26 protein-coding genes and 1 pseudogene are annotated in these 25,990 nt (G+C 69.3%); 14 read left to right on the forward strand and 13 right to left on the reverse strand.

Going from position 1 to position 25,990, the window contains the following annotated elements:
• Positions 1-98 precede the first annotated feature (98 nt).
• From eat to BLR21_RS34465, 3 genes are all read left to right on the forward strand, one after another.
• Positions 99-1,523: an ethanolamine permease gene (gene eat, locus BLR21_RS34455; RefSeq protein WP_090012951.1), complete on the forward strand. Its 1,425-nt coding sequence runs from the start codon at positions 99-101 to the stop codon at positions 1,521-1,523.
• Between the two features lie 208 nt (positions 1,524-1,731).
• Positions 1,732-2,517: an IniB N-terminal domain-containing protein gene (locus BLR21_RS34460; protein WP_090012953.1), complete on the forward strand. Its 786-nt coding sequence runs from the start codon at positions 1,732-1,734 to the stop codon at positions 2,515-2,517.
• Positions 2,518-2,552: 35 nt separating this feature from the next.
• Positions 2,553-3,416: a 3-hydroxybutyryl-CoA dehydrogenase gene (locus BLR21_RS34465; protein ID WP_090012955.1), complete on the forward strand. Its 864-nt coding sequence runs from the start codon at positions 2,553-2,555 to the stop codon at positions 3,414-3,416.
• 34 nt (positions 3,417-3,450) lie between these two features.
• Here the strand turns inward: BLR21_RS34465 and BLR21_RS34470 are convergent, their stop codons facing one another.
• The 11 genes from BLR21_RS34470 to BLR21_RS34520 form a co-directional block, all read right to left on the reverse strand.
• The gene (locus tag BLR21_RS34470; protein WP_090012958.1) at positions 3,451-4,032 is read right to left on the reverse strand and encodes a GTP-binding protein; all 582 of its coding nucleotides are present in this window, start codon (positions 4,030-4,032) and stop codon (positions 3,451-3,453) included.
• On the reverse strand, positions 4,013-4,378 hold the full coding sequence (locus BLR21_RS34475; RefSeq protein ID WP_090012960.1) for a DUF742 domain-containing protein: 366 nt from the start codon (positions 4,376-4,378) through the stop codon (positions 4,013-4,015). Before BLR21_RS34475 ends, BLR21_RS34470 begins: the two co-directional genes overlap by 20 nt.
• A complete protein-coding gene (locus tag BLR21_RS34480; protein ID WP_030478020.1) occupies positions 4,378-4,812 on the reverse strand; it encodes a roadblock/LC7 domain-containing protein in 435 nt (144 codons plus the stop codon). Before BLR21_RS34480 ends, BLR21_RS34475 begins: the two co-directional genes overlap by 1 nt.
• On the reverse strand, positions 4,809-7,178 hold the full coding sequence (locus BLR21_RS34485) for a sensor histidine kinase (RefSeq protein ID WP_338061083.1): 2,370 nt from the start codon (positions 7,176-7,178) through the stop codon (positions 4,809-4,811). Before BLR21_RS34485 ends, BLR21_RS34480 begins: the two co-directional genes overlap by 4 nt.
• Positions 7,179-7,397: 219 nt before the next feature.
• A complete protein-coding gene (locus tag BLR21_RS34490) occupies positions 7,398-8,297 on the reverse strand; it encodes a superoxide dismutase (protein ID WP_090012963.1) in 900 nt (299 codons plus the stop codon).
• Between the two features lie 118 nt (positions 8,298-8,415).
• Complete coding sequence (locus tag BLR21_RS34495) at positions 8,416-8,838, reverse strand: Imm1 family immunity protein (protein WP_090012965.1); 423 nt, start codon at positions 8,836-8,838, stop codon at positions 8,416-8,418.
• Positions 8,829-9,596 (reverse strand): DddA-like double-stranded DNA deaminase toxin, encoded by a 768-nt coding sequence (locus BLR21_RS34500; RefSeq protein WP_090012968.1) that lies wholly within the window; start codon positions 9,594-9,596, stop codon positions 8,829-8,831. The genes BLR21_RS34495 and BLR21_RS34500 overlap by 10 nt, the downstream gene beginning before the upstream one ends.
• Before the next feature lie 34 nt (positions 9,597-9,630).
• Entirely contained in the window at positions 9,631-10,473 is an 843-nt protein-coding gene (locus BLR21_RS34505) for a helix-turn-helix domain-containing protein (RefSeq protein ID WP_090012970.1), read from the reverse strand.
• Positions 10,474-10,595: 122 nt separating this feature from the next.
• Positions 10,596-11,330, reverse strand: a complete 735-nt coding sequence (locus BLR21_RS34510; protein WP_143028017.1) for a hypothetical protein — start codon at positions 11,328-11,330, stop codon at positions 10,596-10,598.
• A 51-nt stretch (positions 11,331-11,381) separates the two neighbouring features.
• Positions 11,382-11,705, reverse strand: a complete 324-nt coding sequence (locus BLR21_RS34515) for a hypothetical protein (RefSeq protein ID WP_090012975.1) — start codon at positions 11,703-11,705, stop codon at positions 11,382-11,384.
• A gap of 115 nt (positions 11,706-11,820) precedes the next feature.
• The gene (locus BLR21_RS34520) at positions 11,821-13,260 is read right to left on the reverse strand and encodes a PucR family transcriptional regulator (RefSeq protein ID WP_090012978.1); all 1,440 of its coding nucleotides are present in this window, start codon (positions 13,258-13,260) and stop codon (positions 11,821-11,823) included.
• A gap of 144 nt (positions 13,261-13,404) precedes the next feature.
• Between BLR21_RS34520 and uraH the strand changes: the two genes are divergently transcribed.
• The 9 genes and pseudogenes from uraH to BLR21_RS34565 all read left to right on the forward strand — a co-directional run.
• On the forward strand, positions 13,405-13,719 hold the full coding sequence (gene uraH, locus BLR21_RS34525; RefSeq protein ID WP_036015170.1) for a hydroxyisourate hydrolase: 315 nt from the start codon (positions 13,405-13,407) through the stop codon (positions 13,717-13,719).
• Between the two features lie 2 nt (positions 13,720-13,721).
• A complete protein-coding gene (locus BLR21_RS34530) occupies positions 13,722-14,597 on the forward strand; it encodes an FAD binding domain-containing protein (protein WP_090012980.1) in 876 nt (291 codons plus the stop codon).
• Positions 14,588-15,049 carry a (2Fe-2S)-binding protein gene (locus BLR21_RS34535; RefSeq protein ID WP_030478010.1) on the forward strand — a complete coding sequence of 154 codons (462 nt, stop codon included), beginning with the start codon at positions 14,588-14,590 and terminating at the stop codon, positions 15,047-15,049. The genes BLR21_RS34530 and BLR21_RS34535 overlap by 10 nt, the downstream gene beginning before the upstream one ends.
• Complete coding sequence (locus BLR21_RS34540; RefSeq protein WP_090012983.1) at positions 15,046-16,398, forward strand: 8-oxoguanine deaminase; 1,353 nt, start codon at positions 15,046-15,048, stop codon at positions 16,396-16,398. Before BLR21_RS34535 ends, BLR21_RS34540 begins: the two co-directional genes overlap by 4 nt.
• On the forward strand, positions 16,395-18,581 hold the full coding sequence (locus BLR21_RS34545; protein WP_090012985.1) for a molybdopterin cofactor-binding domain-containing protein: 2,187 nt from the start codon (positions 16,395-16,397) through the stop codon (positions 18,579-18,581). The genes BLR21_RS34540 and BLR21_RS34545 overlap by 4 nt, the downstream gene beginning before the upstream one ends.
• Positions 18,582-18,591: 10 nt before the next feature.
• On the forward strand, positions 18,592-19,074 hold the full coding sequence (locus BLR21_RS34550; protein WP_276526504.1) for a nucleoside deaminase: 483 nt from the start codon (positions 18,592-18,594) through the stop codon (positions 19,072-19,074).
• Between the two features lie 94 nt (positions 19,075-19,168).
• Positions 19,169-20,575, forward strand: coding sequence for an NCS2 family permease (locus BLR21_RS34555; protein WP_090012987.1), 1,407 nt, complete (start codon positions 19,169-19,171; stop codon positions 20,573-20,575).
• 53 nt (positions 20,576-20,628) lie between these two features.
• Positions 20,629-21,711 (forward strand): XdhC family protein, encoded by a 1,083-nt coding sequence (locus BLR21_RS34560; protein ID WP_090012990.1) that lies wholly within the window; start codon positions 20,629-20,631, stop codon positions 21,709-21,711.
• Positions 21,608-21,925, forward strand: a pseudogene (locus BLR21_RS34565) (allophanate hydrolase-related protein); the annotation flags it as partial. The gene BLR21_RS34560 and the pseudogene BLR21_RS34565, both read left to right, overlap by 104 nt.
• A gap of 125 nt (positions 21,926-22,050) precedes the next feature.
• On the opposite strand, the gene BLR21_RS34570 reads toward BLR21_RS34565, so the two are convergent.
• On the reverse strand, positions 22,051-22,641 hold the full coding sequence (locus tag BLR21_RS34570) for a TetR/AcrR family transcriptional regulator (RefSeq protein WP_051770204.1): 591 nt from the start codon (positions 22,639-22,641) through the stop codon (positions 22,051-22,053).
• Positions 22,642-22,720: 79 nt separating this feature from the next.
• Here BLR21_RS34570 and BLR21_RS34575 point away from each other — a divergent pair, with 79 nt between their 5' ends.
• Together BLR21_RS34575 and BLR21_RS34580 are read left to right on the forward strand one after the other, a co-directional pair.
• Entirely contained in the window at positions 22,721-23,047 is a 327-nt protein-coding gene (locus BLR21_RS34575; protein WP_030477998.1) for an antibiotic biosynthesis monooxygenase family protein, read from the forward strand.
• A gap of 15 nt (positions 23,048-23,062) precedes the next feature.
• Positions 23,063-25,411, forward strand: a complete 2,349-nt coding sequence (locus tag BLR21_RS34580; protein ID WP_090012995.1) for an ATP-binding protein — start codon at positions 23,063-23,065, stop codon at positions 25,409-25,411.
• Here BLR21_RS34580 and BLR21_RS34585 read toward each other — a convergent pair.
• Positions 25,377-25,979 carry a DUF305 domain-containing protein gene (locus tag BLR21_RS34585; protein ID WP_090012998.1) on the reverse strand — a complete coding sequence of 201 codons (603 nt, stop codon included), beginning with the start codon at positions 25,977-25,979 and terminating at the stop codon, positions 25,377-25,379. The two genes, BLR21_RS34580 and BLR21_RS34585, sit on opposite strands and share 35 nt — an antisense overlap.
• Positions 25,980-25,990: the final 11 nt, after the last annotated feature.

Genomic DNA, 25,990 nt, shown 5'->3' on the forward strand with positions numbered 1-25,990 from the left:
CAAAGGTATGTCTGCGAGCCATTGGCTGCACCATCTTGACACCACCGGGTGACGAGCGCCACCCTCAACCACTGCTTAAAGGACTATTAGGAGTCCATATGGCCAAGCACGTCGAGTACGAGAAGGTAGGCAGCGACTACCTGGAGCACCGTCAGCTCAAGCGTGGCGCAGCGGGCTGGGTCCTGCTGGCCGGGCTGGGTGTCTCGTACGTGATCTCCGGTGACTTCGCCGGGTGGAACTTCGGCCTCGCCCAGGGTGGCTGGGGCGGGATGCTGGTCGCCACGATCCTGATGGCGACGATGTACACCTGCATGGTGTTCGGTCTCGCCGAACTGGCTTCAGCCCTCCCTGTGGCGGGCGCGGGCTACGGTTTCGCGAGGCGCGCGCTCGGCCCGTTGGGCGGGTACGCCACAGGTATCGCCATTCTCATCGAGTACGCCATCGCTCCCGCGGCGATCTCGGTGTTCATCGGCGACTACGTCAAAGCTCTCGGTCTGCTGGACGCCACCTGGCCCGTGTACCTGGTGTGCTACATCGTGTTCGTCGGCATCCACCTCTACGGCGTCGGCGAGGCGCTGCGGGTGATGTTCGTGATCACCGGTGTCGCGGTCGTGGCCCTGGTCGCGTTCGTGGCGGGCATGATCCCGAAGTTCGACTCCGCGAAGCTGTTCGACATCGGCGACGGCTCGTTCCTGCCGATGGGCGTGACAGGGGCGTGGGGCGCGATCGTGTTCGCGATCTGGTTCTTCCTCGCGGTGGAGGGCGTGCCGCTGGCCGCCGAGGAAGCGCGCGATCCCAAGCGGGACATGCCTCGCGGCATCATCGGCGCGATGGTCGTGCTGCTGGTGTTCGCGGCGGCCATCCTACTGGTCGCACCCGGCGGTGCGGGTTCAGAGGCGCTGAAGGCGTCGGGCAATCCGCTGCCTGAGGCGGTCCGCGCTGCCTATGGTGGCGACACGTTCCTGGCGCAGCTGGTCAACTACGTCGGCCTCGCGGGTCTGGTCGCGTCGTTCTTCTCGATCATCTACGCGTACTCCCGTCAGCTCTTCGCCCTGTCCCGCGCGGGTTACCTGCCGCGCTGGCTGTCGAAGACGGGCAAGCGCAAGACGCCTTATCTGGCCTTGATCGTGCCCGGCACCATCGGGTTCGCACTGGCCACGATCATGAAGTCGGTCGACCCGGTGACGGGTGGCGCGCGGCTCATCAACATCGCGGTGTTCGGTGCGGCCCTGTCCTACGTGCTGATGATGGTGTCGCACATCGTTCTGCGTAAGACGGCTCCGGACCTGCCTCGCCCGTACCGGACCCCTGGCGGTGTGGTGACCACGAGCGTGGCGCTGGTTCTGGCCGTGGCCGCGGTCATCGCGACGTTCTTCGTGGACGAGATCGCTGCCGCTGTGACGGCGGGCATCGTGTTGGTCGCCGTTGCGTACTACTGGTTCTACAGTCGCCATCACCTGGTCGCGAACGCTCCGGAGGAGGAGTTCGCGGCGATCGCGAAGGCGGAGGCCGAACTCGACTGAGCGAGCGGCGGCACGGCTTCGTCGGCCGTGCCGCCGCTCGGCGTCCGCGGTGCCCCTAACGAGGTTCGACATTCCCCTAACGGGTGACCTTCGGCCCCTAAGGAGTTCAGCCGCCCGAAGTACGGGGATCACACCCGATGTCAGGGGGATGTCGATCTCTCTACGGTTCCTGGGACATCCCCCGACCCGCCGTAGGAGCTCCACTCCCATGATGCAGCAGGACATTCAGCCGGCCACCCCGCAGCAGCCCGTTCAGCCCGCCGCGCCCGCGCCCGCCGCGCCGCAGGCGACCGCCCCGGCCACCCCGGTGGCCGTGCCGCAGGAGGCCGAGCCGGCGACGCTGCAGGAGTTCGCCCTGAACCTCCTGAACGACCCGGCGGCCATGTCGGCGTTCGACCTCGACCCCGAGGGCGTCCTCAGCTCCTGCGGTCTGAGCGACATCACCCCCGGTGACGTCCAGGAGATCCTCCCGCTGGTGCTCGACGCCGCCTCGATCGCGGACGTCGACGGCCTCTCGTCCTACAGCGCCCTCACGGGCCTCGCGAACCTCGACGCCGCCAACGGCTTCGCCGGCGACATGTCCGGCCACTGCGACGTGTCGAGCACCCTCGACGGCGTCACCGGCCTGGGCAACGTCACGGACCTCGGCAACGTCACCGACCTGTCCGGTGTCACGGGCCTCGCCGACACCGGCGACGTGCTCGGCGGCGTGACCGGTGTGGCGGACGTCAACGGCGCCCTCGGCACCGTCACCGGCGTGACCGACATCGTCTCCGTCGACGGCGTGCCCGGCGTGCTCGGCGCCGTCACCACCGACGTCACGACCGTCACCGACGTGGTCCACGAGGTCGTCCCGGACGTCGCGCCGGTCAGCGGCGTGCACGACACCGTCCACGGCGTCGTCGACGGCACGGTCGGAAACGCGCTCGGTGCCGACCTCGACCTGCTCGACGGCGTCGGCGGCCTGACCGAAGGCCTCGACCTCGGTCTCTGACCTCGTTTCGAGCAGGTCGTGGCAGGATCGGTCACGTGAGTGACATTCAACGTGTAGGAGTCGTCGGTTCCGGCCTCATGGGCTCCGGAATCGCCGAGGTGAGTGCTCGCGCGGGCCTCGACGTCATCGTCGTCGAGGTCAACGCGAGCGCGGCCGAGGCAGCGCAGGGGCGGATCGCCACCTCGCTCGCCAGGGGCGTCAAGTCCGGCAAGCTCAGCGAGGAGGACCGGGACGGCGCTCTGCGGCGCATCCGGTTCACCACCGACATCGGTGACTTCGCCGACCGGCAGTTCGTGGTCGAGGCGGTCGCCGAGAACGAGCAGATCAAGACCGACGTCTTCACCGCGCTCGACAAGGTCGTGAAGGACGACGACGCGATCTTCGCGTCCAACACGTCGTCCATCCCGATCATGAAGCTCGGCATGGCCACCGGTCGCCCGGAGCAGGTCATCGGCGTGCACTTCTTCAACCCGGTGCCGGTCCTGAAGCTCGTGGAGATCGTGCCGTCGCTGCTGACCGGCGCCACCACGCAGGACCGCGCGGAGCAGTTCGTGCGCGAGACCCTGCACAAGGAGGTCATCCGCTCGCAGGACCGCGCCGGCTTCGTGGTCAACGCGCTGCTGATCCCCTACCTGCTCTCGTCGATCCGCATGCTCGAGTCCGGCTTCGCCTCGGCCGACGACATCGACAACGGCATGGTGCTCGGCTGCGCCCACCCGATGGGCCCGCTGCGCCTCACCGACCTGATCGGCCTCGACACCACGAAGGCCATCGCCGAGTCGATGTACGACGAGTTCAAGGAGCCGCTGTACTCGCCGCCGCCGCTGCTGCTGCGCATGGTGGACGCGGGCCTGCTGGGCAAGAAGTCGGGCCGCGGTTTCCACAACTACGCGAAATGACGCGACGGCCCGCTCCTCGGAGCGGGCCTTCTCACTAGACGGCGGCCAGCCGGTTCATCGAGTGCTGGATCAGCTCGACCAGCACCGACTTCGACGACTCCCGGTCCCGCGCGTCGCACAGCACCACCGGGATCGCCTCGTCCAGGTCGAGCGCGTGCCGCACCTCGTCCACCGTGTAGAGCTGCGACCCGTCGAAGCAGTTCACGGCGACGACGAACGGGATCGCGCGGTGCTCGAAGAAGTCGATCGAGGGGAACGAGGAGTCGAGCCGGCGCGTGTCCACCAGGACCACGGCGCCGATCGCGCCGGTCGCCAGTTCGTCCCACATGAACCAGAACCGGTTCTGGCCGGGCGTGCCGAACAGGTACAGCACCACCTTGGTGTTGATGGTGATGCGACCGAAGTCGAGGGCGACGGTGGTCGTGTCCTTGCCTTCGATGCCGGCGAGGTCGTCGACGTGCACACCGGCCTCGGTGAGCAGTTCCTCGGTCCGGAGCGGCGGGATCTCGGACACCGACGCGACCATCGTGGTCTTGCCGGTGCCGAACCCGCCCGCGATGACGATCTTGACCGCGGTCGGCACGGTCAGCTGGCCATCAGATCCCACGAACACCATCCAGTACGGCCTGCAGGAGATTCCGGTCGGGAATCTTGGGGGACGAGTTCTGCACGAGCACGTCACCACGCTCGATGAGGTCCGACAGCAGGACCTTCACCACGATGAGCGGCACGTCGAGGTAGGCGGCGACCTCGGCGATCGAGAGCGGGCGTGCGCACAGGGCCATGATCTCGCGATGTTCGACCGTCAGCGACGTCTGGTCGGACGTAAACGCGGAAGCTCGGACCTGCGTGACGAGGTGTAGGTCAGGCGCGTTCGGCCGGGTGCGGCCGCGCACCATCGCGTAGGGCCGCACCAGCGGCCCCGCGGCCTCGTCGTACCACCAGTCCTCGCGCGAGGTCATCAGCGCGACTCACGCGCCGAGGGCACTGTCGCGGTCTCCGCGCGCGGAGCCGACGAGAGGTACGTGCCGACGCGCTTCACCAGCATGTTCATCTCGTACGCGATCATGCCCATGTCGGCATCTTCCTCGCCCAGCACGGCCAGGCAAGCCCCGTGACCCGCGGCGGTCACGAAGAGGTACGCGTGTTCCATCTCCACGATGGTCTGCCGGACGGCGCCACCGCCGAAGTGCCGTCCGGTGCCGCGGGCGAGCGACTGGAACGCCGACGCCATCGCGGACAGGTGCTCCGAGTCGTCGCGGGACAGCCCGGCCGAACGGCCGAGCAGGAGTCCGTCCGCCGACAGCACGACCGCGTGGCGGGCGCCGACCACTCGCTGGATCAGGTCCTCCAGCAACCAGTTCAGTTCGCCGTGCTGGCTTGCGTTGTGCTTCATGACGAGGGGGCTCCTTCTGATCTCCAGTCGTCGGTCAGCCGGGCGTCACGGGTACCGCGCTGGAACGCGGCGAAACCGTCACGGGTCCGCTCGGCCGACCTTTCGCCGGTCACCGGCTCGGCGTGCGGCGGCTCCTCCGAGGGCTGCATGAGCTGCGGCGCGAGGTTCTGCCGCTTCTTCCTGCGGGGAAGGGGTGCCTTCCCGTCCTTCCCCGGAGGTGCCGCGGAGGTTGCTTCTTCCACCGATGCTTCTGCGGCGGACACGGCCGCTGGGGCAACTGTGCTCATATCAGGTTCTACGAGCGCCCTCAGCCCCGCGTTCAGTGCCGCGTGCACTTCGGGATTCACCTTCACGGGGAAGCTCGGGTGTTCCTCGACGTGCCCGTGGTACGTGTCGTGGAACGACCGCACCGGCATCTGCGTGGTCTCGGTGATGTCGCCCGCGGCGCTGTGCGGGGCGACGATGTTCGGCGGCAGCACGCACAACGCGACCGTGCCGCCGTTGGGCGAGTCACGCAGCTCCACCTTGATGCCCCGCCGTGCGGCCAGCCGGGCGACGACGAACAGTCCCAGCCTGGACTCGCCGCGGAACGCCATCGTCTCGAAGTCGGGCGGGTTGGAGAGCTTCGCGTTGGCCTGGAGGCGCTCCTCCTGCGTCATGCCGAGGCCGTGGTCCTCGATCTCCACCACGAGGCCGTGCGGCGCGGCGCTGGAGTGGATGACGACCTCGGAGCGCGGTGACGAGAACGCCGTCGCGTTGTCGACGAGCTCGGCGAGCAGGTGGATGGTGTCGGCGACGGCCACGCCCGCCAGCGCGCGGTCGGGCACCGGGTTGACCCTGACGCGGACGTACTGCTCGGTCTCGGCGACGGCGGAGCGGATGACGTCGCTCAGCCGCACGGGCTTGCGCCACTGCCTGCCGGGCTGCTCGCCGGCGAGGATGATCAGGTTCTCCGCGTTGCGGCGGGCTCGGGTCGCCAGGTGGTCGAGCTGGAACAGCTGGTCGAGCTGTTCGGGGTGCTCCTCCTCGCGTTCCAGCCTGTCGAGGATCTTGAGCTGCCGGTGCACGAGCCCCTGGTTGCGGTGCGCGATGTCGAGGAAGACCCGGTTCACGCCCTCGCGCGCCTGCGTCTCCTTCACCGCCGCCGCGACCGCCGTGTACTGGGCGGCGTTGAACGCGTCCGCGACCTGGCCGATCTCGTCGTTGCCGTAGTCCAGCGGCGGCATGTCGCGGTGCACGTCCACCTGCTCGCCGCCGCGCAGCCGGGCCACGATGTGCGGCAGCCGTTCCTGCGCGAGCCGCAGCGTGTCCTCCCGCAGTGACGCCAGCCGCATGACCAGGGCCTTCGACACGAGCCGGTTCGAGATGCGCAACGCCAGCACGATGCCGACGACGACGGCGAGCAACGCGATCAGGCTGCCGATCAGCACCGCGGCGACCCGGCTGTCGGCCTTGTCGAGGCCGAGGTCGGCGGCGTTGCGGGCCTGCGTGACCGCGAGGCCGACGAGGTTGTCGTGCACGGGGCTGGCCACGCCGCGCCACTGCACGTCGGTGACGGTCGCGTCGCCGTTGATGATCCGGCCCTCGAGGTCGAGCAGCGTCCGGTACTCGGTGCTGCCGCGCAACGAGTCGTACTGCGTGCGTGGCTGCTCCAGCGCGAACGGGATCGTGGAGTCGAGGCCCGAGTGGTAGGCGCCGGTCAACCGGGCGAACTCGACCCGTTCGGGCGCGGTGAACGTGCCGTTGAGCAGCCCGCGCGACCCGATCGTGGCACCACGCGAGAGCCAGTCGGCGGCCTGGAAGATCGTGACGGCCTGGACGCCCGCCTGGCTCGCCTCCGAGTCGGGCACGAGCCGCGCCTGCCGGGACAGCAGCGCGACGCCCGAGTCGAGGAGGCCGTTGTAGTAGTCGTAGAGCGCCTGCGGGTTCGCCGACCCCGCGTCGACGCGCGAACGCTGCTGCGGCAGTTCGTCCAGCACGGAGTTGAGCGCGTTGATCCGGTCCACGGTGTCCTGCGGCGCGCTCTCGGAGAGTTCCGCGAACGCGTCCCGCATCTTGCGCACCGCTTCGTCGGTGACGCCGCGCTGGCGCCCCAGCCCACCCCGGTCGACGCCCTCGGCGTTGCTGAGGACCTCCAGGGTCAGCTGGCGTTCCTTCTGCAGGCCGGCGAGCGCCTCGACGGACGGGATCGCCGCGCCCTTCACCCCGGCCGCGACCGACCGCAGGTAAAAACCGTCAAAAAGGGTGTAAGAGGAGAAAACGGCCCACATGACCAGCAGCACCACGCTGGGAACGACCACGACACCGGCCAGCCGCGACCGAATGGTCCGGTAGTCGGTCGGTGTGTAACCGCTCTTCTCGTTCACAGCGCTCTCACGGTCTCCTGTGTCCTGCGCCGCGGGCTACCTGAGTAACTCCTTCGGCTGTAATCAGGTTACGGCGAGAGATCATCGTTACCCAATGACAGCGATCACACGTAGTACGCGGTTGGCAGGCTACCCAGTCGAGTGAGTGAAGCAACACCCGGTACGGGGGTTCTCACGAGGCAAGAACCCCCGTACGGGCTAGTTCTGACGCTCGTTCTGCTACGGCCGCTCGACCGCGACGACGGTGTAGGTCGTCTCGGGCGTCGGAGGCGTGCTGAACCGGGCATTCGGCAGGTAGAGGCGCTTGCCGAACGCGGCGACCGTCGTGGGAACGTCGAACCGCGCGTCCGTGCGTTCCGCCGCCAGCGTCGCGCCATCACGGCTGAGCGTGTAGCGCGCGACTTTGTTCAGCCGGTTTTGCACCACGTACAACTGACGTCCCTCACGCAACAGACCGTCGCCATTGGTAAGTGTTTGACCGTTCAAATTGATCTCGGTCGATTTCCCGCTCCGGGGATCGATCCTGAACAGCTTTCCGGTGTTGCTCTGCACGACGATCAGGCCGCCGCCGAGCCCGGTGACGATGCCGTTGAGGTTGACCGCGCCGGGGGTGACGACGAGGTCGCCGGTCAGCGCGAGCGTGCGGTGCGGTTTCAGGTTCAGCGGCACCTCGTAGAGCACCGCCTTGCGCGAGTCGGTGAACCACGCCGACTTCTCGGTGAGCACGACGTCGTTGACGAACGTGTCCGCGGTCGCGAACTGGAACGTCGCCAGCAACTTGCCGGAGCGCGTGTCGTACACCCGTGCGTCACCACCGACGCCACCGGCGACCCACAGCCGTTTGCGGTCATCGACCTTCATACCGAGCGACGGCGTGCCCGGCCCCTTGGCGAGCACCTTGCCCTTGCCGGTGCGCAGGTCCGCCGCGTAGATCGACCCGTCGGCCCGCGACCCGAAGTAGGCCGTCGTGCCGCTGATCGCGATGCCTTCCGGTTGCCACCCGTTGGGCAGGGAGAACTCCGTGGGAAAGTGCCTGGAACCGTCTGCGGTGGCCGGCGCCGCGGCGATGAGCGTGACACCCAGGACCGCCGCGAGCAGGACACCGAATCTGCGGTACATGCCGCCTCCTTGCCAGAGGGGATATCTCGGATTGAGGTGCTCCCTGATCCTTCCCCCGCTGGGCGGCGAACAGGAGTTTTCTCAGGAACCCGACATCTCTACAGGTCAGCGGCCGTCACTACGCACCCACGATCGCGGGCCAGGACTGCCACTCGACACCAGTCGGCAGAGCACCCCCGGTCTGCATGAACTCGGCACACGCCTGCAGCACCACGTCGACGGGGTAGTGCGCGCTGGCCGGGAACTCACGGTCACTGTTCATGTAGTAGTACAGCACCACTTCAGCCTGATCAGGCACCTGGTTCGGATTCCTGCTGTACACACCGTCAGGATGTTCGCCCCCTGCGTACCGCAGCACGCCGAGGCCGTCGTGCAGTCCCACGTTGAAGATCACCCGGTACGGTGAAGCGGCGTCGAGAACCTCCAACAAGATCGGGTAGTCGGCTGCCCGCGCCTTTTCCAGGAGTGCCTCGAACTCAGCGGAAGTGCGCACCAAAGTCGCTTCTTCGGTGCCCTCTTCGCCCCAGACCTCTAGCTCCACGGCGCCGCTGCCCCTCCTGTGTAGGTCTTCTGCATGATCCGGCCGTCTGGAGTGACTCCGTGAACGGTCAGGCTGCTGCCTTCCGGAAGCACTGCCGGAACCAGCGTGTCACATCCGAATCGCCCCTTGCAGGGCGTGTTGTTCAAGACGACCGTCGCGTGCCGAATGCCATTGCGCGCCATGTGCACCGCAATCTTGATCTCGACATCCACGGCGGTCACAGGCGTGCCAGGCATCCCCATGTCGCGGAGGTGCTGTTTGGCAGCCAGCCCCAACTCGTCATGACCACTGGCCAACTCCCTCGCAGACGTGCCAGGTTCATCAAGGCCCGTGAACCAGCGCCCATGGGTCTTCTGCCCCGATCGGGGCTGCACCGGCGGCGGGAGAGCCCGACGCAACCGGTCAACACGTTCGCGAACACCTGGTTGAGGCAACGGGACTGACGTCGATGGTGAGGGTGGCGCCGCAGGACGAGATGCTTTGGCGCTCCTGCCGAGCTCGAGGCCATGCAGGATCTTCTGAGTTCCGTCGACTGCGGCACCGAGCTGCTGATGAAGATGGGCTATGCCCTCGACAGCCTCGGCGAACTGAGCGTTCGACACCTCGACATCCGCTTGCAGGCTGCCCCCGCCGGCCGACTCCAGGAGGTCCCGCGCATCTCCAGCCAACTCCGCTGCGGTTCGGAGGGCGGCGCCGGCCTCCGCCGCCTTGTCGAGCACCCTGTTGAGACTCTCGCCGATCTCTCTCAGCGAAACCACACCGCAGCACCACCTCCATGCCGTCCCGACATCTCTACAGGTCAGCGGCGGCCTCGGCGATGAGCTCCAGCGACTCCCCGGTGCCCAGCGCGATCTTCTGCAGCCCCGCGAACCGCTGCGCGCACTCCTCGGTCAGCCCCGGCTCCTCGACGTACTCGCCCTTGATGAACGTCTCCAGGTACACCACGTCGTTGTGCTGCCGGTGCGGGAACCCGAGCAACGTGAACGGCGACCCCATCGCCGGATACGCGCCCGCGTCGCGCGGCACGACCTGCACGCTCACCGTCTCGTGCTCGCTGACCTCCATCAGGTGCAGCAGTTGTGCCTTCATCACCCGCGGCCCGCCGATCACGTGCCGCAGCACCGCTTCCGGGAACACGGCCTGCACCGTCAGCGGGTCCCTGTCGTTCAGGCGCGCCGACCACGCCTCCCGCACCAGCGCGAGCCGTGCCGTCCGCACCGGGTCGTCGGACTGCAGGACGGCGTTCGTGTAACCGGGGAGCTGGAACACCGGCGGAACCAGATCCGTCGTGAACGCGCGCAGCGACGTCGCCTCGAAAACCAGGTTCACGAAATCCGCCGCCGGGTCGAAAAGCGGCCCGCTGTACACCGAACGCGTGCGCACCTGTTCCGCGTACTGCGCGCGCAACACCACGGCCTGCCATTCCGGGGTGGGCACCTTGTAGACGTAACCGAGCGCCATGACGTCCACGGGCGCCGACGGCTGCACCGCGTTCTCCATCATGGACAGCTTGGCGCTGCTGAAGCCCACGCGCTGGCCCGCCTCGGTGAGGCTCAGCTCGCGCTCGTCGCGCCACCCGGCCAGCTGCCGCCCGATGGCGCGTTCGAGAGTCGTGGCCCGGAAATCCTTCGGCATGACGCGAAGGATATGACTGATTCGGATTCCCGAAAGGAACGGGTCGGTGTGGATAACCGTTCAGCGCCAACAAAGTTCGTTCAACGGAGCGCATTGCGTTAAACGCCCGTGGACCCTATTTACTATTGATAGCGCTTTGCGCGCGCATGGGCACGCACGAGGTCATGAAACCGAAACCCGTCGTCCCCCACCTCGGTCAGCAACGACTTCTCCACCAGGTCGTCCAGCGCGTCCTCGACGTCGCACTCGGACTCCCCCGCGATCGCCGCAGCCACCGGTACGCCGAACGTGTCCGGCTCCCACGCGCAGAGCCGGTAGAGCCGCGCCTGCCGTTCGGGAAGCTCCACATAGGACCGGTCGAGCAACGGCCCGAGCCGGCCGTCGTCGGTGAGCGACCCGACGGCGATCTCGTGCGCCTGCGGCAGGTTCAGCCTGACCCGGCTGGTCACGAGCACCGTGCCCGACGGGGGCAGCAGCGGCGTCACCTGCTCGGCCGAGTCCGCGTTGTCCAGCAACAGGGTGAACTGCCGGCGCAGCACGAGGCTGCGGAACACGGCACGTTCGTCCTCGGGCTCGGCGCTCAGCCCGAACGCCCGCAGCACACGCCCCAGGTCGTGCGCGGCCAGATCGAGGTACAGCTGATCGCCGGATCCCCTCTCCCGCAACCACTTCAGCGCCAGCGCGGTCTTGCCCGCCCCGCCCGCGCCGTACAACACCGTCACCCCGGCCCTGATGCTCGCGAGCTCCGCGTCCCTGCCGACGAAGTGCCGCGGCGGCGCGGGTGGCCGGAATCGCGGCGGTACGTCGTTCCTGCCCCTGATCACTCCTGTGGCTCTGACAGCCAGCACGTCACTCATCAACCCGTACCTCCCCGACACGTTGAAGCTACGGGCTTTCCCCGTCTTACATCAGACGGCCATCGAGTGATCGCACGTGAGTGCCGCGCCCGTGCTCGACGTCGACGACCGCACCTGCCGGCCGTTGATGATGATCTTGCAGGTGAGCTCGCCGTGCACTCCCTCGAGCCGCACGACGACCCGTCCCTTGCGGTTGCCCATGCGCTCGAACGGCAGATCGGGGTTGCGCAGCGTGCGTTCCTCCTCGCCGGGGAACGTGTACGTGAGCCGATCGGTCGTGCCCGTTCCCTCGACCACCACACGGATGCTGGGCGCTGCCGCACAGCCGGTGATCCCGGCCAGCAGCAGGCCCACGAGTAAGGCGGCGGTCTTCATGCCCCGAACAGTAGGAAGCGGGGGCGTCTCCGAGCATCAGCCTGAAGGCTCAAGCGGTATCAGCCATCAGACTGACAGGCCGAGATCCCTCAGTCGGTCCTCGACCCGAACCAAACTACCCCGCCTGCAACGCCAGGAAGAGGTCCACGCGCGCCTCGAACTCCGCGAGGTCGACGCCGAGCAGTTCCTCCACCCGCCCCATCCGATACCGCAACGTGTTCACGTGGACGTGCAGCTTGCCGGCCGCCGCCGTCCACGAACCGGAGCAGTCCAGGAACACCTTCAACGTGCCCACGAGATCCGACCCGTGCTCGGCGTCGTAGTCCAGAACGGGCCCGAGGAGCCGACGGCGCAACGAGGTGCGCAACTCCTCCGGCACGCCCGCGAGCAGCAGTTGATGCAGCGCGATCTCCTCGCCCGCCACCACACACGTGCGGCCGCCACGGCGCTCTCCCAGCCGGCGCGCGTGCGTGGCTTCCTCCGCCGCGCCGCGCAGGCCCCGGGACGTGACGGGTGAGCTGATGCCGACGAGCACGCGGGACGAGCCGAGGCCCGGTTCCATCACGCGCATCGCCTCGCGGAGGTCGTCGGGCTGGGCGTCACCCGCCACGGCCACCGCGTAGACGGCGTCGCCGACGGGGGTCACGAGCGCCTGGGGCAGCGCCTCCTCCAGCACGGCCGCCGCGAGGTCGGCGCGCTGGTCGGACGTCACCGCGCTGATCACCCGCAGCTGGGCGCGTTCCAGGCCGGCGGCCGCCAGCCGTGACTCCAGGTCGGCCGAGCCGCTCAGCACCGCGGACACGAGGGGTGCGGCGGTGCGGTTCTCGATCTGCCTGCCCTGCGCCTCGCGCAGTCTCTCCAGCGCGACCAGTGACGCGAGCTCGGCGGCGGCCTCCGGTTGCACGGACCCGCCCACGACGAGGATCCAGCTGGTGAGCCGGTTGCCGCCGCGTTCGGAGACCGGCACGAGGGTGACGCCCTTGACCGTCTTCGGAAGGCGGTCGGCCTGCAGGAACTCCTTGACCAGCGTGAGCCGGTCCGGCAGTTCGCCGCCCGCGACGACCCGGCCCGCCGTGGACAGCACCCAGCACGAGGCGCCGAGTTCGTGGCCGCCGGCGATCAGCAGCGCGGGGAGGCCAGAGCCTTCCGCGACGACGTTCAGCAGGCGGCGGTGGCGGGAGAGCCCCACCAGTTCCATCGAGACGCGTTCGGTGATGGTCGCGAACGAGAGGTCGATGGGAACTTCGAGCAGCGGCACGTGGTGGCGGACGCAGGCGTCGACCAGGTCGGCGGGCAGCGCGCGGTTCTCGGTCTCGGACGCGGCGAGACCGGCGACGCGGGCCGCGGCGAGTGAGTGGACGAACGTCTCGGAGTCCTGCGGGCCGTGGTGCCAGAGCAGGCCGGACAGCACGAGCTCCCCTCCGGACAGGTACCGGCTGGGGTCGGGCAGCTCCGTTCCGTACACGCGCGTGACGGTGCGGTCGAGCTGGTCTTCACCGGTGTGCAGGCTCAGGCGCAGTTCCGGCATCTGCAGCAACGTCCGCAGCAGCAACATGACAGGTCACTTTCGTCCATTCGTAGCCAGAATGGGTGACGTTTGTAGGAAAGCACAAATTCACGGTGTGTAGGAGCCTGGCGATTCATGTAACGCGGCCGTAGCTCAAGGACACAGTGGGTCTGTGTACTGGCTCACAACCAGATGGGAGGGCGAGTGACGATCTCCACGCACGTGCTGGACGCGGCGCGCGGCAGGCCGTTCGCCGGCATCGCCGTGTCGCTGCAGCGCCGCGACGGGACAGAGGTAGCGAACGCCGAGACGAACACCGACGGCCGGATCACCGGATGGGGTGAAGGCCTGGAGGCCGGGGTGTACCGGCTGGTGTTCGACACGGCGGAGGCGGCGCCGTTCTTCCCCGAGGTCGTGCTCACCTTCGACTACTCCGATCCGGCGCAGCACTACCACGTGCCGTTGCTGCTGTCGCCGTTCGCCTACTCCACCTACCGAGGTAGCTGACGATGGACTTCCTTCGACCGGAAACGCTCGCGGAGGCGTTGGAGCTGAAGGCCTCCCGGCCGGACGCCGTGCCGATCGCCGGCGGCACGGACGTCATGGTGGAGCTGAACTACGACCACCGCCGTCCCTCCGCCCTGCTCGACCTGACCCGGATTCCCGAGCTCCAGCAGTGGTCCGACGGACTGCGGGTCGGCGCCGGTGTGCCGTACGCGCGGATCATCGACGAGCTCGGCACCGAACTGCCGGGGCTCGCCATGGCCTCCCGGACGGTCGGGTCGCCGCAGATCCGCAACCGCGGCACGGTCGGCGGCAACCTCGGCGCGGCCTCCCCCGCCGGGGACACGCACCCGGTGCTGCTGGCGTCCGGCGCGGTCATCGAGGTGGCCTCCGTGCGCGGCACACGGATGATCCCCGCCGCCGAGTTCTACCTGGGGGTGAAGCGGAACGCGCTGGAGCCCGACGAGCTGATCGTCGCGGTTCACCTGACGCCTGCCAAGGGGCCACAGCAGTTCTCCAAGGTCGGCACGCGCAACGCCATGGTGATCGCGGTGTGCTCGTTCGGCATTTCGCTGTTCCCCGAAGAGAACCGGGTGGGCGCGGCGGTCGGTTCGGCCGCTCCCACACCGCGCCGGGCGCACGAGGCCGAGCAGTTCCTGGCTTCGACGCTGGACTTCAAGAACCCGAGGCCGTTGCTCGACTCGGTGAAGCGCGAGTTCGGTGAGCTGGTCTCGCGGGCGGCGTCACCGATCGACGACGTGCGCGGGTCGGCGGCGTATCGCAAGCACGCCCTCGCGGTGATGGCACGCAGGACGCTCGGCTGGGCGTGGCAGGAACTTCTTGCCAAGACGAATGGAAGCGAGGAGCGGCCATGCGCGTGAACGTGACGGTCAACGGCGAGCAGCGTCAGGCCGACGACGTGTGGGAAGGCGAGTCGCTGCTGTTCGTGCTGCGGGAGCGGCTCGGGCTGCCCGGCTCGAAGAACGCCTGCGAGCAGGGCGAGTGCGGCTCCTGCACGGTGTACCTGGACAGCGTGCCGGTGTGCGCGTGCCTGGTCGCGGCCGGGCAGGTGCAGGACCGGGACGTGCGGACGGTCGAGGGGCTGGCCGACGGGGACACCCTGGACCCGGTGCAGGAGGCGTTCGTCGAGGCGGGCGCGGTGCAGTGCGGGTTCTGCACGCCCGGTCTCGTCGTGGCGGCGCACGACCTGCTCGACCGCGTGCCGAAGCCGTCGGATCCGGAGATCCGCGAGGCGCTGGCCGGGAACCTGTGCCGCTGCACGGGGTACGAGAAGATCCTGGACGCCGTGCGACTGGCGGCGTCACGCCGATGATCGTCCTCGACCGCTGTGCGGTGTCCACTGTGGACGAGTCGGGGACCGAGCACCCGTCCGGGCACGTCGTGATCGACGGCGGGCGGATCCAGTCCGTCGGCTCCGGCCCGGCACCCCGGCCCTCCGAGTCGCACACGTACGTCGACGCGTCGTCGTGCCTGGTGACGCCGGGGCTGATCAACACCCACCACCACCTCTACCAGTGGGCGACGCGCGGTCTCGCGACCGACGCCACGCTGTTCGAGTGGCTGACCGCGCTGTACCCGGTGTGGCGCGGCCTGGACGACACCGTGACGCACGCGGCGGCGTCGGCCGGGCTCGCGCGGCTGGCGTTGACGGGCTGCACGCTGGCCGCCGACCACCACTACGTCTTCCCGTCCGGTGGCGGCGACGTCTTCGACGCGCTGGTGTCGGCGGGACGCAGGATCGGCATCCGCCTCGAAGCGATCCGCGGGTCGATGGACCGCGGTCAGTCGCACGGCGGGCTGCCGCCGGACAACCTGGTCGAGGAAACCGAGGCCGCGCTGATCGCGACCGAGCAGGCGATCGGCGACTACCACTCGACCGCCGACGACGCGCTGGTCCGGGTGGCGGTGGGGCCCTGCTCGCCGTTCTCGGTGTCGCGCGAACTCATGACCGGGGCCGCGTCCCTGGCTCGCCGCCACGGCGTCCGGCTGCACACGCACCTCGCCGAGACGATGGACGAGGAAGAGCAGTGCCTGGCGGAGAACGGGTGCACGCCGACCGAGTACGCCGAGCAACTCGGCTGGCTCGGGCCGGACGTGTGGCTCGCGCACACCGTGCACCTGAACGCCGCCGCGGTGAAGCGGCTCGGGGCGACCTCGACCGGATCCGCGCACTGCCCGACGTCGAACGGGCGGCTGGGCACCGGGATCGCACCGGTACGCGACCTGCTCGACGCCGGCGCGCCGGTCGGCCTCGGGGTCGACGGCGCCGCGTCCAATGAGGACGGTGGCCTCGTCGTCGAGCTGCGGTCGGCCCTGTACCAGGCACGGCAGCGCGGCGGACCGGGTGCGATGGACGCCCGCAGGGCGTTGTGGATGGGCACGATGGGCGGCGCGCAGGTGCTGGGCCGCGCGGACTCGCTGGGTTCGATCGAGCCGGGCAAGGTCGCGGACCTCGCCGTGTGGGATCTGTCCGGAATGGACTACGCGGGGATCGCGGACCCGGTGGCGGCACTGGTGCTGGGCACTCCCCCGCCGTTGAAACTGTTGGTCGTGGGCGGTGAGGTCGTGGTGCGGGACGGGGTTCTGCTCACGGCGTCGACCGACGAGCTGGCGCGGGACCTCTCCGCGGCCAGCCTGAAGCTCCAGGAGGCAGCGCGATGACCCTCACTCCCGCCGAACTCACCTCCGCGGTGTCGGGTGGCATCGGGACGTCGCCGCAGCGCCCGGACGGCAACCTGAAGGTGCGCGGCGAGTTCGCCTACTCGTCCGACCTGTGGCACGAGGACATGATCTGGGGCGCGACACTGCGTTCGCCGCACCCGTACGCGCGCATCACGTCGGTCGACCTGACGGAGGCGTTGAAGGTGCCGGGTGTGTACGCGGTGCTGACGCACTCGGACGTACCCGGCCGCAACCTGTACGGGCTGGAGCACAAGGACCAGCCGGTGCTGGCCGTGGACGTCGTGCGCTACCAGGGCGAACCGGTCGCGCTGGTCGGCGCCGACCACCCGGAGACCGCGCTGCGGGCGATGAAGAAGATCGTCGTGACCTACGACGTGCTCGAACCCGTCGTGGACATGGAGACCGCCGCGGGCGACACCCCGTTGCACCCCGGCGGCAACCTGGTGCGGCACGTGCCGATCCGGCGCGGCTCGCAGGACGTCGAGGCCGACGTCGTGGTGACCGGGCGGTACGAGGTCGGCATGCAGGACCAGGCGTTCCTCGGGCCGGAGTCCGGGCTCGCGGTGCCGGCCACCGACGGCTCGGTGGACCTCTACGTCGCGACGCAGTGGCTGCACGTCGACCGCGACCAGATCGCGGCCGCGCTGGGCCTGCCGCAGGAGCAGGTGCGGCTGACGCTGTCCGGTGTCGGCGGCGCGTTCGGTGGCCGCGAAGACCTGTCGATGCAGGTGCACGCGTGCCTGCTGGCCCTGTACACCGGCAAGCCCGTGAAGATGGTCTACAACCGCGAAGAGTCGTTCTACGGGCACGTGCACCGGCACCCCGCCGTGCTGTACTACGAGCACGGCGCCGACCACACCGGCAAGCTCGTCTACGTCCGTTCTCACATGTATCTCGACGGTGGCGCTTACGCCTCGTCGACGCCCGCTGTCGTGGCCAACGCGGCGACGCTGGGCGTTGGCCCGTACGAGGTCGACAACGTCACGATCGACGCTTACGGCCTCTACACGAACAACCCGCCGTGCGGCGCCATGCGTGGATTCGGTGCTGTGCAGGCAGGTTTCGCCTACGAGTCCCAGATGGACAAGCTGGCGGAGGCGCTCGGCATGTCGCCGGTCGACGTCCGCATCCGGAACGCGATGACCGAGGGTTCGGTGATGCCGACCGGCCAGGTCGTCGACTCGGCCGCGCCCGTCGCGCAACTGCTGAAGCTGGTGCAGGACAAGCCGTTGCCCGCAGGGAGTTTGACGGACATCCGTGAGCTGCCCGGTGGCGTCTCGAACACCACGCACGGCGAGGGCGTCGTCCGTGGCGTCGGCTACGCGGTCGGCATCAAGAACATCTGCTTCTCCGAGGGCTACGACGACTACTCGACCGCACGCGTCCGGGTCTCGATGGTCAACGGCTCGCTGGCCGCGGCGGTGCACACGGCCGCCTGCGAGGTCGGCCAGGGCCTGGTGACGATCATGCAGCAGATCGTGCGGACCGAGCTCGGCATCGAACGCGTGACCGTGCTGCCGATGGACACCACGATCGGCAACGGCGGCTCGACCTCCGCCTCGCGCCAGACGTACGTCACCGGCGGTGCGGTGAAGGCCGCCTGCGCTCTGGTCCGCGATCGGCTGGCCGGCCGCACCGACATCGGCGACGAGGTGATCGACGAGACCACCGAGTGGCGTCACCGCGCGACCGAGGCTCTTGATCCCGTTACCGGGCAAGGCAATGCGCACGTCCAGTACGGCTTCGCCGCCCACCGCGCCGTCGTCGACGTGGACGTCGACCTCGGCCTGGTGCGCGTGGTGTCGCTGGACTGCGCGCAGGACGTGGGCAAGGCGCTCAACCCGCAGGCCGTGCTGGGCCAGATCCAGGGCGGTTCCGCCCAGGGTCTCGGCCTCGCGGTGATGGAGGAGATCCAGACCTCCGGCGGCAAGGTGCGCAACCCGTCGTTCACCGACTACCTCATCCCCACCGTGCTCGACATGCCGCCGATGAGCATCGACGTGCTCGAGCTCGCCGATCCCCATGCCCCGTACGGCATCCGGGGCGTCGGCGAACCGCCCACCATCTCGTCGACCCCGGCGATCGTGGCGGCGATCCGCGCGGCGACCGGCCTGGCGCTCACCCGCGTCCCGGTCCGCCCGGAACACCTCACCGGTACCTGACCTGTGCTTGATCTCCCTGGAGTTGTTTGCCGTGAACGCACATCTGCTCGCCACCATCGACCTGGCCACCCGCAACGTGGCCTCCGGGGGCGGCCCGTTCGGCGCGATGATCGTCCGCGACGGCGAGGTGATCGCCACCGGCGTGAACCAGGTGACGCCGAACCTCGACCCCACCGCCCACGCCGAGGTCGTCGCGATCCGCGCGGCCTGCCAGGCGCTCGGGGACTTCCGCCTGACCGGCTGCACCTTGATTTCCTCGTGCGAGCCGTGCCCGCTGTGCCTGTCCGCCGCGCTGTGGGCGCGGGTGGACAAGGTGATCTACGCCGCCGACCGCCACGACGCGGCGGCGGCCGGTTTCGACGACCGGGAGTTCTACGAGCTGTTCAGCAAGTCCCGCTCTGAATGGGACTTGCCCGTGCACCAGATCTCCACTGGCGAGGACAACGCCCCGTTTACCGCGTGGACATCCCTCGCAACTCGGATCGATTACTAGGGCCACAAGCCTGCCTAGCTGACCGGAGCTTGCATCGCACAAACGCGTTCCAGCGTTGGAACGCGCCCACCGGCATGGGAAAGGCCGTCCATCAATGACCCAGTTACGGAGCCGGGCGTCGACATCGCCGCTCGACCAGTTCTTCCGCATCACCGAACGCGGCAGCTCGTTGGGCCGTGAGGTGCGCGGTGGCATCACGACGTTCGTCGCGATGTCGTACATCGTGCTGCTGAACCCGTTGATCCTCGGTGCGTCCGCGGACATCACCGGCGCCAAGCTCACCATCGCCGAGATCACCACGGCGACGGCGCTCGCCGCCGGCGTGATGACCGTCCTCATGGGACTCGTCGGCAACGCTCCCCTCGCCATCGCCGCCGGTCTCGGCGTCAACGGCGTGGTGGCCTTCCAGATGGCGCCGACCATGACGTGGGCGCAGGCCTTCGGTCTCGTGGTGCTGGAAGGCGTCTGCATCGTGATCATGGCCGCCTCGGGTGTCCGCGAGCGGATCATCAACGCGATCCCGGAGCCGTTGAAGATCGCGATCACCGTGGGCATCGGGCTCTACATCGCGTTGGTGGGACTGGTCTCCGCCGGTTTCGTGACCCGCACGCCGGACGCGGCGCAGTCGACGGTGCCGGTGCGGATGGGCCTCGACGGCCACCTGAGCGGCTGGCCGATCGCGATCTTCTGCCTGGGCCTGCTGCTGATGATCGTGCTGCTGGCGCGCGGCGTGCCCGGTGCCGTGCTGATCAGCATCGTGGTGGCCACCGTCGTCGCCATCGGCGTGAACGCCGCGTTCGACGTCCAGGGCTGGGGTCTCGTGACCCCGTCGCTGCCGTCCTCCGTGGTCAGCTCACCGGACTTCGGCCTGTTCGGCCGGGTGGACCTGTTCGGCGGCTTCGTGTCCGCCGGCGTGATCGCGGCGACGATCTTCCTGTTCACGCTGGTGCTGTCCGGCTTCTTCGACGCCATGGGCACGATCACCTCGGTCTCCGACGAGGCGGGTCTGACCAAGGACGGCAAGGTCGAGGGCATGGGCAAGATCCTCATGGTCGACGGTGCCGGCGCGATCGCCGGTGGCGTCACGGGGTCCGCCCCGAACACCGTGTTCCTGGAGTCGGCCGCGGGCGTTGGCGAAGGCGCCCGGACCGGCCTGGCCTCGGTGGTGACCGGCGGCCTGTTCCTGGTGGCACTGCTCTTCACGCCGCTGGCGACCGTCGTGCCCGCGCAGGCGGCGGCCCCGGCGCTGGTGGTGATCGGCGGCCTGATGATGACCCAGATCCGCCGGATCCCCTGGCAGGACACGGACTTCACGATCCCCGTGTTCCTGACCGTGTCCATCATCCCGTTCACCTACTCGATCACCAACGGCATCGGCGCGGGCCTCGTGTCCTACGTCGTGCTGCGCATCTGCAAGGGCCGCTGGCCGGGCTGGCTGATGACCGGCCTCGCCCTGATGTTCGCCGTGTACTTCGGCGTGGATCTGATCAGCGGCAAGTGACGCGGCGTCCCGGCCGGGCGGCCACCCGGCCGGGACCCTGAAAGGAGTGTGCGATGCGTGACCTGGCGTCGACCCTGCTGTCGTGGGACCGGTTCGCGGTCGCGTCGGTGGTGGCCGTGCGGGGCAGTGCGCCGCGCCCGGTCGGCGCCGCGATGGCCGTCGGGCCATCCGGCGAGGTGATCGGCAGCGTGTCCGGCGGCTGCGTGGAGGCCGAGGTCTACGACCTGGCGTGCCAGGTCCTGGGTTCAGGTGTGCCCGCACTCGCGTCGTTCGGCTACTCCGACGACACGGCGTTCGCGGTCGGCCTCACCTGCGGCGGCTCACTGGACGTGCTGGTGCAGCGCGACTCCCCCGCGTTGCGCGCGGCGCTCTCGGCTTCCGTTGCCGGGCATCCGCTTTCCGTGCGCTTCGAGGCGGAGGGCAGAGTGTTCACCGAGTCGTGGCTGCCGCCGCCCCGCCTGCTGGTGTTCGGCGCCATCGACCACGCCGCCGCCGTGGCCGAGATCGGACGCTTCCTCGGCTATCACGTGACCGTGTGCGACGCACGGCCCGTGTTCGCCACTCCTTCCCGTTTCCCCGCAGCGCACTCGGTGGTCGTCGACTGGCCACACCGCTACCTCGCCTCCACCCATACCGACTCGTCCACCGCCGTCGTGGTGCTGACGCACGACCCGAAGTTCGACATCCCCGTGCTCGTGGAGGCCCTGTCCCGGCCGCTGGCGTTCGTCGGCGCCCTGGGCTCCCGCCGCACCCACGCCGAACGGCTCGCGCGCCTGCGCTCGGAGGGTGTTCCGGAGGCGTCGCTGGCGCGCCTGCGTTCTCCCGTCGGCCTCGACCTGGGCGGCCGCAGCCCGGCGGAGACCGCGGTGTCGATCGCGGCCGAACTCGTCGCACTCAAGCACGGCGGCACCGGCCTTCCACTGACCGCGCTGTCCACCCCCATCCACCGAACCCTGGAGAGTCATGGCACTGATCTTCCTCAACGGCGGCGGCATGCGGGGCGGTCCGCTGCACGCACAGCTCCAGGGCACGCCGATGGTGTGCCGGGCGCGCAGTGCGCCCAAGTACCGGTACTTCTCGGTGCGGGGGAAGTTCCCCGCGATGCACGAGTCGGGCTCGGCCTCGGTGGCCGGTGAGCTCTACGACCTGCCGCTGAAGGTCCTGCGCGACCACCTGGTGCCCGCCGAACCGGCGGAGCTGGAGATCGGCGTCATCGAACTGGAGGACGGCAGCGCCGCGCTGGCGACCGTGCTGCGCGACGCGATGGTCGACCCGTTGCTCCGATCGGGTGACATCCGGGACATCTCGTATCTCGGGGACTGGCGGGAGTTCCTTCATCGCGAGGGGTGAGGGAGTGGCATCGGGGGGTGCCACTGGCAAGGGGGAGTTGCCGCAGGCGGCGGGACCAACCGAAGTGGTCCCGCCGCATGGTCCTCGCCTTGCTCGGCGAACGGCGATCGGTGGATGCCGGCGGTTCAGCTGATGGGCTTGTCCAGCCCGTACACCACCTGGTCGAGCAACGTCCGGATGACGGCCTCGTTGTGCTCGGTGCGACCCGGCGTGATCATCCGCGACGTCGCCTCGACCATCGCGTGCACGAGCATCGCCCGCAACGGCGCGCGTTCCACCCCGGCCGTCCGGAAGACGCCGACCAGCGGCGCCAGCAGCCGTTCGTGCTCGGCCCGGATCTGCTCGCGCGACGAGTCCGGCAACGTGTGCGCGGACAACGCCACCACCGCCCCGTGGCTGCCGTCGGTGATGATCGCGAGCTCGGTGCGCAGGTACGCCTCGATCTTCGCCGGCACGGAGGACGCGCTGTTGACCGCGTCCTCCAGCTTGTCCGCCCACTCCGGCAGCGCGTCGGACACGATCGCGGCGACCAGCTCCTCCCGCGACCGGAAGTACTCGTAGAGGCTCGGCCGCGACAGCCCGACACGTCTGGCGAGCGACGCGAGCGTCAGCGCCTCCGCCCCCTCGGTCGCCACGATGTCCCGCCCGGCGTCCAGCAGGGCACGCAACCGGTTCGCGCGGTGTTCCGCCACGGTGTCTGCGCTGATCCTCGGCACATCGGGATCGTATCGCGCTTGATTTCCCGACGGGGAGTTGGAATAGTTCCCGACAGAGCGTCGGGATCAGGAGGCCAGCATGTTCATCGCGACCAACCGGATGTTCGTGAACGCGGACATGTCCGAGGAGTTCGAGCGGTACTTCCGCGGCAACATGCGCACCCACCTGCCCGGAGTCCCCGGCCTGCTGCGCAGCACGCTGCTCAAGCCGACCCAGGACGACCAGCCGTACGTCTCGGTGAACGAGTTCGAGTCCGAGGAGGCCTTCCGCGCCTGGGTCGCCTCCGACGCGTTCCGCGAGGCGCACAAGGGCCACCGCACGATCGCACGCCTGGTCACGGGCAACGAGCCGGAGCGGTTCACGCACGCCGAGGACATGGTGCTGCCTCGGCAGCGCACCGAATAGGCGATACTTCCCCGCGTGGGGGACGTCCGCTTCCTTGTACTCGGCCCGCTCGCGGTCGAGGTGAGCGGGCAGCCGATCGTGCTGCCCGCAGGCCGCGGCCGGGACCTGCTGGCGCTCCTCGTGGCCCGCGCGAACGAGGTCGTTCCCCTCCACGAACTCGGCGACACCCAGGCTCTGCGCACCGCGATCAGCAGACTCCGGCGAGCGCTGGGCGGCACGGACTTCATCCGCACCTACGAGACCGGCTACCTCGCGCACGTCACCGACTCGGATCTGCTCGACTTCCGCGCGCTGCGCGACCAGGGCAGGCACGCCGAGGCGCTCACGTTGTGGCGCGGCGACCCGTTCGAGGGCATCAACGCGGTCCGCGAATTCGCCGGGGAACTGACCCGCGAACGCAAGGCCGTCGAGGCGCTCGTGCCGGTGCCGCGCCAGGTCCCCGCGCCGCTCGCCCAGTTCGCCGGCCGTGATCGCGAACTCGCCGCGCTGGCCCGCTCCGGCCCGGTCACCCTGCTCAGCGGCGTGGGCGGCGCCGGCAAGACCACCCTCGCGCTGCAGTGGGCGAACCAGGCACACTTCCCCGCCGGGCAGCTGCACGTGAACCTGCGCGGCTTCGACCCGACCGCGCCGGTACGTCCCGAGGAGATCATCCGCAGCTTCCTCGGCGCACTCGGCGTGCCGCCGGACAGCATGCCGCCGAGCACCGACGAGCAGGCACGGCTCTACCGGACGTTGTTGCGCGGCAAGCACATGCTGCTCCTGCTCGACAACGCCCGCGACGCCGGCCAGGTCCGCCCGCTGCTGCCGGACGACCCCGCCTGCCGCGTGGTGATCACCAGCCGCGACCGGATGGACGACCTCGACGGCATCACGAGAGTGCGGATCGACGTGCTGAGCCAGGCCGAGGCGCGACAGGTGCTGACCCAGCGGCTCGGCGCCCGTGCCACCGCCGAGCCCCGGGCCCTGTCGAGGCTCGCCGCACGGTGCGGCGGGCTGCCGCTCGCACTCGCGATCGTGGCCGCCCGCGCCGACCCGCAGCACTCGCTGACCGCGCTCGCCGACGACTTCGCGGACGACGACGTGCTCGACTTCCTCGACACCGGCGAGGAGACGACCAGCGTCCGTTCGGTGTTCGACTGGTCCTACCAACGACTTTCCGGTTCCGCGCAACGGCTCTTCCGGTTGCTGGGTGTCCATCCCGGACCGGACGTGTCCGCGGCGGCCGCCAGGAGCCTCGCGGGCACCACGCCCGCGCTGCCGGAACTCGTCGCCGCCAACCTCGTCACCGAGACCGGCGACGGTCGCTTCGTGCTGCACGACCTGGTCCGCGCGCACGCCCGCGACCTGGTCGACGACCTCGAAGGCCGCGACGCCCTGCGGCGCCTGCTCGACCACTACCTGCACAGCGCCGCCGTGGCGGCCGTCGAGCTGCACCGGTTCATCACCGAGGTCGACATCGGCCTGCCCGCCAAGGGAGTCGTACCCGAGCTCGTGCACGGCCACCACGAGGCGCGACGGTGGTTCGAGACCGAGATCGACGTGGCGGCGACGCTGAGCGAAGTCGCCATGGCTACAGGGTTCGACCGGCACGCCTGGCAGCTCGTCTGGAGCATTCGCAACTTCATGGACATCGCCGGCCACTGGCACCACTCGGTCGCGTTGATGTACGACGCGCTGAAGGCAACGCACCGGCTGGGCGACGAGCGGGCCGCCGCACTGCTGCACCAGTTGCTCGCACACACCGAACACCGGCTCGGTGACATGGCGGCCGCCGAGTCGCATCTCGCCGAAGCGTTGCGGTTGAACGAACGCACCGGGAACCTCGACGGCCAGATCCGCGTGCACCGCAACTACGCGTTCTACCTGGAGGCAGAAGGCGACCTGGTCAGCGCACTGCACTACGCGCGGCGTGCCGTCGAGCTGAGCGAACGGGCGGGCGACGTCTCCGGTCTCGCCGGCTCGATGAACCAGGTCGGCTGGTACGTCGGCCTGCTCGGTGACCGCGCGAAGGCCCTCGAACACTGCCGCGCCGCGCTCACCCTGCTGCGCGAGTGCGGCGACCGGCTCGGCGAGGCGAGCACACTCGACAGCATCGCCTACAACCTGCACCACATCGGCGACTTCCCCGGCGCGATCGAGCACTACCGGGAGTCACTGGCGGTCTTCACCACGATCGGCGAGCAGTTCGAGATCGCCACCACCCTGGTGAACCTCGGCGACACCCACGCCGCCACCGGCCAGGAGACCGAGGCGCGGCACGCGTGGGAGCAGGCGCTCGAGATCTACGAGCGCCTGGGCCACGCCGACGCCGCCAAGGCCCGCGGCCGTCTCACAGCTCTGTCAGCAGCTTCTTCATCCGGTTGATCTCGTCGTCCTGCGTGGCCACGACGTCGTCGGCCATCTCCTCGACCTGGATGTTGGTGCCGGCGCCGCGCACGTCCGTAGCCATCTTGATCGCACCCTCGTGGTGCTTGATCATCAGCTCCAGGAACATCCGGTCGAAGTCCTTGCCGCGCGCCGCGCCGAGGGCGTTCAGCTGGTCCTGCGTGGCCATGCCCGGCATCGACGAGTGGTCCCCGTGCGTGCCGATCGCGTTGAACGTGCGCTGCCACTGCTTCATGGCGCCGATCTCCGGTTCCTGGCTGAACCGGATGCGGTCGGCGAGGCCCTTCACCGTCTCGTTCTGCGCGCGGTCGGGAGCGAACCTCGTCATGGCGAGCGCCTGCTCGTGGTGGACGATCATCATCGCCACGTACTCGCGGTCGGCGTCGTTCGGCGGCGGCGGGATCACGCTGCTCACGTCCGAAGGCGCGACAGTCGGCGCCGACCCGCCAGGCGTGTCGGGCGCGATGACCGGAGCTGCATCCGGCTCCGATGTACAGCCTGCCAGCAGGGCGAATGCCGCCACGATGACCAGAACCCCAGAGCGCATGCGTCGCACAA

Source organism: Lentzea albidocapillata subsp. violacea (assembly GCF_900100275.1).
Taxonomy (GTDB): Bacteria; Actinomycetota; Actinomycetes; order Mycobacteriales; family Pseudonocardiaceae; genus Lentzea; species Lentzea violacea.

What these genes read in the sequence shown, in the direction of transcription:
- eat (WP_090012951.1), top strand. Translation starts at nt 99, where the DNA reads ATGGCCAAGCACGTCGAGTACGAGAAGGTAGGCAGCGACTACCTGGAG.
- BLR21_RS34460 (WP_090012953.1), top strand. Translation starts at nt 1,732, where the DNA reads ATGATGCAGCAGGACATTCAGCCGGCCACCCCGCAGCAGCCCGTTCAG.
- BLR21_RS34470 (WP_090012958.1), bottom strand. Translation starts at nt 4,032, where the DNA reads ATGGTGTTCGTGGGATCTGATGGCCAGCTGACCGTGCCGACCGCGGTC.
- BLR21_RS34475 (WP_090012960.1), bottom strand. Translation starts at nt 4,378, where the DNA reads ATGACCTCGCGCGAGGACTGGTGGTACGACGAGGCCGCGGGGCCGCTG.
- BLR21_RS34480 (WP_030478020.1), bottom strand. Translation starts at nt 4,812, where the DNA reads ATGAAGCACAACGCAAGCCAGCACGGCGAACTGAACTGGTTGCTGGAG.
- BLR21_RS34490 (WP_090012963.1), bottom strand. Translation starts at nt 8,297, where the DNA reads ATGTACCGCAGATTCGGTGTCCTGCTCGCGGCGGTCCTGGGTGTCACG.
- BLR21_RS34505 (WP_090012970.1), bottom strand. Translation starts at nt 10,473, where the DNA reads ATGCCGAAGGATTTCCGGGCCACGACTCTCGAACGCGCCATCGGGCGG.
- BLR21_RS34510 (WP_143028017.1), bottom strand. Translation starts at nt 11,330, where the DNA reads ATGAGTGACGTGCTGGCTGTCAGAGCCACAGGAGTGATCAGGGGCAGG.
- BLR21_RS34515 (WP_090012975.1), bottom strand. Translation starts at nt 11,705, where the DNA reads ATGAAGACCGCCGCCTTACTCGTGGGCCTGCTGCTGGCCGGGATCACC.
- BLR21_RS34520 (WP_090012978.1), bottom strand. Translation starts at nt 13,260, where the DNA reads ATGTTGCTGCTGCGGACGTTGCTGCAGATGCCGGAACTGCGCCTGAGC.
- uraH (WP_036015170.1), top strand. Translation starts at nt 13,405, where the DNA reads ATGGGAGGGCGAGTGACGATCTCCACGCACGTGCTGGACGCGGCGCGC.
- BLR21_RS34530 (WP_090012980.1), top strand. Translation starts at nt 13,722, where the DNA reads ATGGACTTCCTTCGACCGGAAACGCTCGCGGAGGCGTTGGAGCTGAAG.
- BLR21_RS34535 (WP_030478010.1), top strand. Translation starts at nt 14,588, where the DNA reads ATGCGCGTGAACGTGACGGTCAACGGCGAGCAGCGTCAGGCCGACGAC.
- BLR21_RS34540 (WP_090012983.1), top strand. Translation starts at nt 15,046, where the DNA reads ATGATCGTCCTCGACCGCTGTGCGGTGTCCACTGTGGACGAGTCGGGG.
- BLR21_RS34545 (WP_090012985.1), top strand. Translation starts at nt 16,395, where the DNA reads ATGACCCTCACTCCCGCCGAACTCACCTCCGCGGTGTCGGGTGGCATC.
- BLR21_RS34555 (WP_090012987.1), top strand. Translation starts at nt 19,169, where the DNA reads ATGACCCAGTTACGGAGCCGGGCGTCGACATCGCCGCTCGACCAGTTC.
- BLR21_RS34560 (WP_090012990.1), top strand. Translation starts at nt 20,629, where the DNA reads ATGCGTGACCTGGCGTCGACCCTGCTGTCGTGGGACCGGTTCGCGGTC.
- BLR21_RS34575 (WP_030477998.1), top strand. Translation starts at nt 22,721, where the DNA reads ATGTTCATCGCGACCAACCGGATGTTCGTGAACGCGGACATGTCCGAG.
- BLR21_RS34585 (WP_090012998.1), bottom strand. Translation starts at nt 25,979, where the DNA reads ATGCGCTCTGGGGTTCTGGTCATCGTGGCGGCATTCGCCCTGCTGGCA.